This is a genomic window from Planococcus sp. CAU13, from assembly GCF_000775575.1.
In the GTDB taxonomy this organism is placed as follows: Bacteria; Bacillota; Bacilli; order Bacillales_A; family Planococcaceae; genus Planococcus.
This window is the reverse complement of sequence record NZ_JRGN01000282.1, coordinates 1-8,116: the sequence shown is the minus strand read 5'-3', so window position 1 is coordinate 8,116 and position 8,116 is coordinate 1. Positions and strand designations below refer to the sequence as shown.

At 46.7% G+C, this 8,116-nt stretch carries 7 protein-coding genes; 4 read left to right on the top strand and 3 right to left on the bottom strand.

Annotated features, from left to right (window positions below; translation table 11 throughout):
• Positions 1-122 precede the first annotated feature (122 nt).
• From KW93_RS13270 to KW93_RS13260, 3 genes are all read right to left on the bottom strand, one after another.
• Complete coding sequence (locus KW93_RS13270) at positions 123-1,574, bottom strand: phospholipase D family protein (protein ID WP_033543514.1); 1,452 nt, start codon at positions 1,572-1,574, stop codon at positions 123-125.
• 179 nt (positions 1,575-1,753) lie between these two features.
• Positions 1,754-2,290, bottom strand: coding sequence for an RNA polymerase sigma factor (locus KW93_RS13265; RefSeq protein WP_033543513.1), 537 nt, complete (start codon positions 2,288-2,290; stop codon positions 1,754-1,756).
• A 268-nt stretch (positions 2,291-2,558) separates the two neighbouring features.
• Positions 2,559-3,800, bottom strand: coding sequence for a CNNM domain-containing protein (locus KW93_RS13260; protein WP_033543512.1), 1,242 nt, complete (start codon positions 3,798-3,800; stop codon positions 2,559-2,561).
• Positions 3,801-3,955: 155 nt separating this feature from the next.
• On the opposite strand from KW93_RS13260, the gene KW93_RS13255 reads away from it, so the two are divergent.
• From KW93_RS13255 to KW93_RS13240, 4 genes are all read left to right on the top strand, one after another.
• On the top strand, positions 3,956-5,332 hold the full coding sequence (locus tag KW93_RS13255) for a dipeptidase (RefSeq protein WP_033543511.1): 1,377 nt from the start codon (positions 3,956-3,958) through the stop codon (positions 5,330-5,332).
• 119 nt (positions 5,333-5,451) lie between these two features.
• The gene (locus KW93_RS13250) at positions 5,452-6,018 is read left to right on the top strand and encodes a glycerol-3-phosphate acyltransferase (protein WP_033543510.1); all 567 of its coding nucleotides are present in this window, start codon (positions 5,452-5,454) and stop codon (positions 6,016-6,018) included.
• Between the two features lie 109 nt (positions 6,019-6,127).
• Positions 6,128-6,982 carry a DegV family protein gene (locus KW93_RS13245; protein WP_033543515.1) on the top strand — a complete coding sequence of 285 codons (855 nt, stop codon included), beginning with the start codon at positions 6,128-6,130 and terminating at the stop codon, positions 6,980-6,982.
• Positions 6,983-7,065: 83 nt separating this feature from the next.
• Positions 7,066-8,085, top strand: coding sequence for a DUF2804 domain-containing protein (locus tag KW93_RS13240; protein WP_033543509.1), 1,020 nt, complete (start codon positions 7,066-7,068; stop codon positions 8,083-8,085).
• Positions 8,086-8,116: the final 31 nt, after the last annotated feature.

Genomic DNA, 8,116 nt, shown 5'->3' with positions numbered 1-8,116 from the left:
GCCGCTTCGCCAAATCGTCTTATGCCTTTCGGAGGCCCGCAGGAAGCGGGTCAGTTAACCGTTGCGACAGGATGTCGCGTTCTTCGGTTAACTTCTGCTATTGGGTGCCGTCGCTTTTCGATTTAATATGTCGTCAGCTTAAATATCTTTTGAAAACCGTAAATCCCCCGCTGCCAGAAAGTGAACGTGTCCTGATAGGCATCCGCTTCCAGCGTATAAAGCGCGTCTTCGTTATTCCATAGGCGTTCAAAATAGTCGTCCATGTCACCGATAAGTTCACTGTCGTTCGGTGCGATGATGCGGATGTTGCTTTCCAGGTTGTAATTCTTGAATGCCCGCTCTGTGTAATTGGTCGAACCGCCTGAAATGTAGCTTTCCTCCGCTGTTTTAATCATGATTGATTTTGTGTGGAACTGACCGACGACTGCATTGTACCAGCGAACCTGGATTTTGCCGTCAGTTTCCTCCAGCATTTCGTGGACAGCCGGACGGTTCGGCAAGCCTGTTTTTTCCGTACCGAAGGCATTTTCGTTCGGATCGAGTACCAGTTTCACATCCACTCCCCGATTGGCCGCATCGGTCAGCGCCTCGACGACAGCACCTTCCGCTATATAAAACATAGCCAAATGGATGCTGTCGCCTTTTTTCGTTTTACTGATATCCGCCAACAGTGAATCAAGCACTTTCTTTTCTGTTACATATTGGACCTGGTATTCCCCTTCCTGTACCGGTGCATCCACTCGTGGAAATTCCGGTCCGCCGGAAAATAACGATACCGCTTCTTCCGATTCCAGGATATCGTTCAACACCGGACCGCTTACTTTAAAAGCCATATTGCCGTGCAGGCCGCTGGCATTATGGGGATTGGCTGAGCTGATGATTGCCTCTTTTTCTGTAATCACTGCTTTACGGTGATTCGCTTTTATGTTCATCATTTTCAAATACGAAGAAACAGACAGATCTGGAGCATCACTCGCCATGCCGTTCGGCAGCCAGCCTCGTCCTCCTGCATCAAACCATTGGAAAATCACACGGTACACCCCCGAATATAAAGGCGTCGAATCCCGCAATTTGTCCAGATCCGTCACAATCACTTTTATGCCTTCGTCCCTCATGGTGCCGAGCAGCTGGCTTTCATATGAGCCGTAACCGAAATTTAAAGGATCGGTTATGAAAAAAATCGGAAATTCCGGATCTTCCGCTTTTTTTGCCAACAGCTTATCAGTCAGCGTTTCCGCAACAGCGGGAAACGCTATTTCTTCATCTGTGTAATTATCGAATAAAAATAAATCAATGACGATGAATTCTTCCGCTTCCTCGATCATTTGATAAATTTCATCAAAAATCCTCAGCTCATGTTTCAAGTTCGTCCCTTTTTGGTTTTGGGCAAAAGACAGATCATAAATCATATCGACATTTTCCACCTGGTGCAATTCGCCGGCAAATTCGAGACCTTCAGGCAAGGGTTTAAAAGTGTGCCAGACAATAACACCGATATAAAGCATGGCAAGGACGCCAATAACTCCCATAATAATCCTTTTTTTCTTACTCCAATTATTTACTCTTTTTTTCATACAGAATACCCCCCCATCTGCCTTAATCTTACTGCAGATGAAGATTTATTTCTTAAAAAATTTCCCAGAAAAAAATTTTATTTAATTTATTTAAATGCCCACTTTTATGCATGAAAAAAGCACGCCGGAACTTCGGCATGCTTTCCATCGTTTTATATAGAAGAAAAGTTTTTATTCTCTTAAGCGAGCAATACATATTCCCGTGTCTGCAAGTCTTCCAGCAATAAGTCTTTCAAACGCTGTTTGCCGCGGAACAGGCGGGATTTGACTGTGCCGATCGAAACTTTCATCGCTTCCGCAATTTCGATCAATGACAGCTGATGGACATAGAAATAAACAATTGTCGTCCGGTAAATCGAATCGAGCTGCGAAATTTTATTTTGCAGCAATTCTGAGACATCCTGCTGCTCCAGCAACTCGGGCGCGCCGGCATTATCCGATGGGATCAGGTCAAGAATTGAAATATCCAGCCCTTCCGGCTGCTGCTGCACGTGTTTACTGCGGCGCACATTTTTGCGGTATCGGTCACGGAATGTGTTCATACAAATCGTTGTCAGCCACGCTTTTAAATGATCCACTTCCTGGATCGACGATTCATAGCGCACCACTTTCAGCCAAACTTCCTGCATCAGATCTTCAGCCTCCACCTTATTGCGCGTCAGTTTGAGGCATAAATGATAGATGTAGCGATTATACTCTGTATATAAACTTTCCATGAAAGATTCCTCCGTCCGGTTTTTACTCTTGTCCTTATTGTGCCGGAAAAGAACCTTTCACTCTATCGCTCCCGCTTTCATTTAGCTTACATTTGTGTAATGTGAAGAAAAGCGGCGGCACCCGCTAAGCTCTGACAGACAACAGACGGAATAGCGGAGCGGTCTGGACCGCAGAGCTGGCCTGGCTTATGCCCGAAGAGCCGGATCGCCGGAGTCTAGACACAGAAAAGCTATTTAAAACAAGAAAAAACCCGCCCACAGGCAGGTTTTACGCAAACACTTCTTCATCTTTTTTGGTTATCGTCAGACGCACGATCCGGTTGCGGTCCATTTCGTTCACTTCAACATGAAGATTTTCATACGTGAACTGTTCGCCTTCGTCCGGTACATGGCCAAGCTGCTGCATGACAAATCCGGCGATGGTGTCGTGGTCGTTCGGGACTTCGACTTCGAACATCTCATTAACGTCCTCAATTTCCAGACGCCCGTGGCATGACAGCTTATTATTGGTCATCTCAAAGACCAGTTCATCGTCTTCCTCGTCCGTCTCGTCTTCGATATCCTGCCCGATCATTTCTTCAATGATGTCTTCGTGCGTCACAATTCCAAGAGTTCCGCCGTATTCATCCAAAATGACAGCCATATGTTTTTTCTTCGCCATCATCATTTTAAAGACTTTTTCCACGCTGACAGACTGGACGACAAATAAAGGATTATCATCCATCAGTTCCTGCAGCGTTAAATTCGGGTTCATTGACCATTCGATCAATTTTTTCGAATAAAACAATCCAACCACATTATCCATGCTTTCTTCATACACCGGGTAACGCGTGTATGAAGAGTCCAGGATCAAGTCACGCACTTCCTCATAAGTGGAGTCGACGGAAATTCCGACAACGTCCGTACGGTGTGTCGACATGACATCCGAGACATCCTTATGCGGGAAATCAAGGACGCCTTTAATACGCACCGATTCACCTTCTTCAAATGTGCCTTCAGTCGAAGCGATATCAACCATTGTCCGCAATTCTTCCTTTGTCATCGTCGCTTCTTTGACGCTGCCTTTGGAAATGATGCGGATGAAAATATTGGTGAACTGGGCAAGCAGCCACGTAAGCGGCTTAAGCACAAAGACAAGCACCCTGATGACAGGTGCTACAATATAAGCGATTTTATCCGCAAAAGTTGCTGCAATGGTTTTCGGCAGAACTTCACCGAATATAATCAAAACAATCGTCAAAATGGCCGTAGCAAGACCGACTTCCCAGCCTCTGTCAATGGCGATCATCGTGACGAGGGTCGGAAGCATGATGTTGGCAATATTATTTCCGATTAATATGGTAGTGATCATCCGGTCCGGCTTCGCAATCAACTTTTGCAGGTTCTGTGACTTTACATCGCCCTGCTCTGCGCGAAGATGGACCTTCATCCTGTTAACCGCCGTCAATGCCGTTTCGCTTCCCGATAAGAAGAACGACATCATCAAAAATAATGCTAACGCTATAAACAAATTTGTTTCCTCCAGTGTCTGAAACACAAAATTTTTACGAGCTATTTCCGTACTGATAATTATATCACAGCGAATTTCCATCTGTCGAAAAGCTGAACTTGCTTATGGTATACTTTTTTTATTGCCAAAAAATTATGGAAAAGAGGTTTTACAGGATGGATGCAAAACAAATCGACCGTTATTTTCAGGACCGGCGCGGAGACCATTTGGAAGAGTTGAATTCTTTCCTCCGCATCCCGTCCGTCAGTTCATTATCGGAACATAAAAAAGACATGCAGACAGCAGCTGAATGGCTGGTAAAAGCTTTCGAAAAAGCTGGCCTTGAGAACGTAAAAATCGATGAAACCGGAGGCCATCCGCTCGTTTATGCAGACTGGCTCCATGCCCCGGGCAAACCGACAGTGCTCGTCTATGGACATTACGACGTCCAGCCGGTCGACCCGCTGCACCTTTGGGAGACGCCGCCTTTCGATCCGCATGTCCGCGACAATAAATTATATGCACGCGGAGCAAGCGATGATAAAGGCCAGACGTTCATGCATATCAAAGCAGCAGAAGCTTTATTGCAGCTGAACGGCGAATTGCCGGTCAATATGAAGTTCATCATTGAAGGAGAAGAAGAAATCGGCAGCCCGAGCCTGCCCGCTTATGTCGAGAAAAACAAAGAAGCATTGGCGGCAGATTTGATCGTCATTTCCGATACAGGCATGCAGGGACCGGGACGTCCGGCAGTATGCTACGGATTGCGCGGCCTTGCGGGCATTCAGATCGATGTGAAAGGACCGAAAGGAGATCTCCATTCCGGCCTTTACGGCGGCGCAGTGCAGAATCCGCTGCATGCGATCGTTCAAATTCTGGAGAGCTTCCGCGACAAAGAAGGCGTCATTCAAGTGGAAGGGTTCTACGATGACGTTCTTCCGGTTTCCGACGAAGAACGCGCCGAATTCGCGTCACTCCAATTCGATCTGGAAAATGAAAAGAAAGACCTCGGCATCACTGAAGATTTTGGTGAACAGGGCTACTCGTTTGTGGAACGCACCTGGATCCGCCCGACACTAGAAATCAACGGCATCACCGGAGGCTTCTCCGGCGAGGGCATCAAGACCGTCCTGCCGGCAGAAGCGAGCAGCAAAATTACGTGCCGTCTTGTGCCTGACCAAGACCCGGATGATATCGTCGCGAAATTGAAAGCACACGTCGAAGCCCATAAACCCGCCGGTGTGACAGTTGAGATCACTGAATTCGATAAAGGCAAACCATTCCTGACACCATTCGATCACCCGGCAATTCAGGCAGCCGGCCGTTCATACGAAAAAGTTTACGGGGTACCGACTGCTTTCACACGGATGGGCGGCTCCATTCCGATCGTTGCCGCATTCGATGAAATCCTGGAACTGCCGGTCGTCCTGATGGGATTCGGCCTGGCGTCTGAAAACTTCCATGCGCCAAATGAGCATTTCCATCTTGAAAACTTTGATAAAGGATTACGTGTCATCTGCGATTACCTTTTTGAGGCCGCAGCTTTAAAATAACACCCCATTTCCTAGCCTTCCCGCTTCCGACAGCGGGAAGGTTTTTTCATGCTTCTATTTCCTTATACTGCAAAAACTGCTTTACTTAGACTAGAGACATGAGCATCGGGGGACAGAACATGTGGATTTATTTTATAATTTCTTATCTGGTCGGGACTCTTTTGACCGCCTGGCTTGTCGGTAAATGGAAAGGCGTCGATCTCTCCAAAGAACGCAGCGGCAATCTGGGGGCGCGCAATGCAGGGGCCGTAATCGGAAAGCGTGCGTTTCTGCTCACCTTCCTGGGAGACGCCGGCAAAGGTGCAGCGCTGGTTTTCGCCGGATTTTATTTTGATTTCCCCTTGTGGGCGATTGCCGTCTCCGGATTATTGGCAGTGATCGGTCATATTTTTCCTTTCTGGCTGCGCGGCCGCGGAGGAAAAGGAATTGCCGTTTTTATCGGGGTCACCTTTTTCCTGACACCTGAGCTTTTTCTTGCGATGTTTGTCATGTTCATCGCTTTTTATCCATTTTTCAAAAGTGCCACTTTATGTATGCTGAGCGCCTTTACCGCTTTTATCGTCATGGCTTTTGTCCTGCAGGTCATCCCGGTCGTATGGCCACTTGTGCTGGCAATTATTATTATTGTCATTAAACACCGCTTCGATATTGAAGAGTCCTATCAGAAGCGATTCGGCGGCATTTAACGCCTAAAGGATAGGAAGCGGCAGATTTTATCCCGATGCCCTATCCTGTAAATATTATTCGTGGTATAGTTTTATTATTCAAAAAATTATAAAGATGGGATGTTGGATGATGAAAAAACCGATTGCGTGGGTAATTGATACCACAGGATTTGTAACTGAAGAAATGAAAGCGCATCCAGATGTCTATGTTGTCCCGCTGAATATCCATTTCGGCAATGAAGAATTTGTCGATGGTGTTGACCTGACACAGGCACAGCTTTACGAACGCATCAAAGCAGCGCCTGAATTCCCAAAAACTTCTCAGCCGTCTGCCGGTAAATTTGCCGAGCTGTATGACAAGTTGAAAGAAGAATACGAATGCGCCATCGCGGTGCACGCTTCAGCCAAGTTGAGCGGCACAATCGCTTCATCAACTGCCGGCGCAGACATGTCGGGCTTTAAAGTCTACGCCGTCGATTCCTATGCCTTGTCCTATGGGCTGACAGGCCTGATGGAGCGCGGCATGGAACTTGAAAAAGAAGGGCTGAGTGCTGAAGAGATTGTCCAGAAGCTCGAAAAAGAAACCGTAAACTTCCGAAATTATATTCTGATCGGCAATCTTACCCAATTGTACAAGGGCGGCCGAATGAGCGGCGCACAATACTATATCGGCAGCCTCCTGCAGGTCAAACCGATTGTCCAGCTGACTCCTGAAGGCGAATTAAAGCCGATTGATAAAGTCCGTTCCCATAAGAAAGCAGTAAAATATCTAATCGATCATGCAGTCAAGGACCATCAGGAATTGGGCGTGGTACATTTCCAGATCATGCACGGAAATTCACACGAAGAAGCGGAAAGCTTGAAACGCGAAGTGTTAAAAGTGATTCCGGACGCACAAATACTTACCGGTGATCTAAGTTCATCCCTCGCAGTCCATGCCGGCGAAGGCACTCTAGCGCTGATGTGGAGAAAAAGCCCGCAATAACACAAGGAATTTGCGGTTTCCAAAAGAGATATCCCCCGTTTCTTCTGCTACAATGAAAGCAGAATGACGGCGAGGTGGAAGTTATGCAGCATGTTGAACGTGAAATCTACACAACCGTGGAGCTTTGTGATGCAAAAGGTCAGTTGAATCCTGAAGCCATTGGTTTTGCACGTCGGCCGCTTATCGTCAGCAATCTGAAAGGTAATTTCATGCGCAAGAAAAAATGGAACTACTGGTGTGTTTTCGGGGAAGAAATCATGTTCTCCGCCACTGTCAGCCATTTGGATTACGCCACGGTGTGCTTTGTTTATTTCCTTAATTATGAAACCCAGCGCTTCTATGAAAAAACGGTTGTCATGCCCTTTTCAAGAAAACGCATCATCGGTGATGAATCTATGGAAACGTGCACATTCAATCATCCCGAAATGGATATAGAATTCCTGCATGACGGAGAATCGACACAGATCAGCGTTCAAGTGGATGATTTCGACGGTGAAAAACTGAGTGCGGCATTGGATATCCGCCATCCGCAAAATCACGATTCACTGAATGTGGTCATTCCGCGCAACAGGCATATTTTTCAATTTACAGGAAAGCATTTATGCCTGCCGGCAGCCGGAACTGTAAAAGTCGGCACGCAGCAATACACGTTCGAGCCGGTTGAAAGTTATGCCGTTCTGGATACAGGGCGGGGTGTCTGGCCAAGGGAATCTTCCTGGAACTGGGCAATGGCGTCACAGCGCTCACTCGGCAAAACAATAGGCCTGAATTTTGGCGGCAAGTGGACCGACGGCACCGGCATGACGGAAAACGCCTTTTTTGTAAACGGCAAAATGGTTAAAATCCATGAAGATGTGCTGTTTCACTACGACAATCAAAATTATAAAGAACCATGGCGGATCTCCACTAAATTCTCCGATGACGTAAGACTTGAATTCACCCCTTTTTTCGAGCGGGTGTCCAAAAGCGATATGAAGCTGGTAAAATCGGAAGTGCACCAGCTTTTCGGTTATTATGATGGATATGTGCGTTATGAAGACGGCAAAAAACTGAGAATCTCTCAACTGCTTGGCTCTATTGAAGAGCATTATGCAAAATGGTAAGAAGAAAAGCGACAACGCCCGTTTAGCTCTG

Coding starts and splice junctions, on each gene's coding strand:
- KW93_RS13245 (WP_033543515.1), top strand. CDS start 6,128: ATGAAAAAACCGATTGCGTGGGTAATTGATACCACAGGATTTGTAACT.
- KW93_RS13250 (WP_033543510.1), top strand. CDS start 5,452: ATGTGGATTTATTTTATAATTTCTTATCTGGTCGGGACTCTTTTGACC.
- KW93_RS13270 (WP_033543514.1), bottom strand. CDS start 1,574: ATGAAAAAAAGAGTAAATAATTGGAGTAAGAAAAAAAGGATTATTATG.
- KW93_RS13240 (WP_033543509.1), top strand. CDS start 7,066: ATGCAGCATGTTGAACGTGAAATCTACACAACCGTGGAGCTTTGTGAT.
- KW93_RS13265 (WP_033543513.1), bottom strand. CDS start 2,290: ATGGAAAGTTTATATACAGAGTATAATCGCTACATCTATCATTTATGC.
- KW93_RS13255 (WP_033543511.1), top strand. CDS start 3,956: ATGGATGCAAAACAAATCGACCGTTATTTTCAGGACCGGCGCGGAGAC.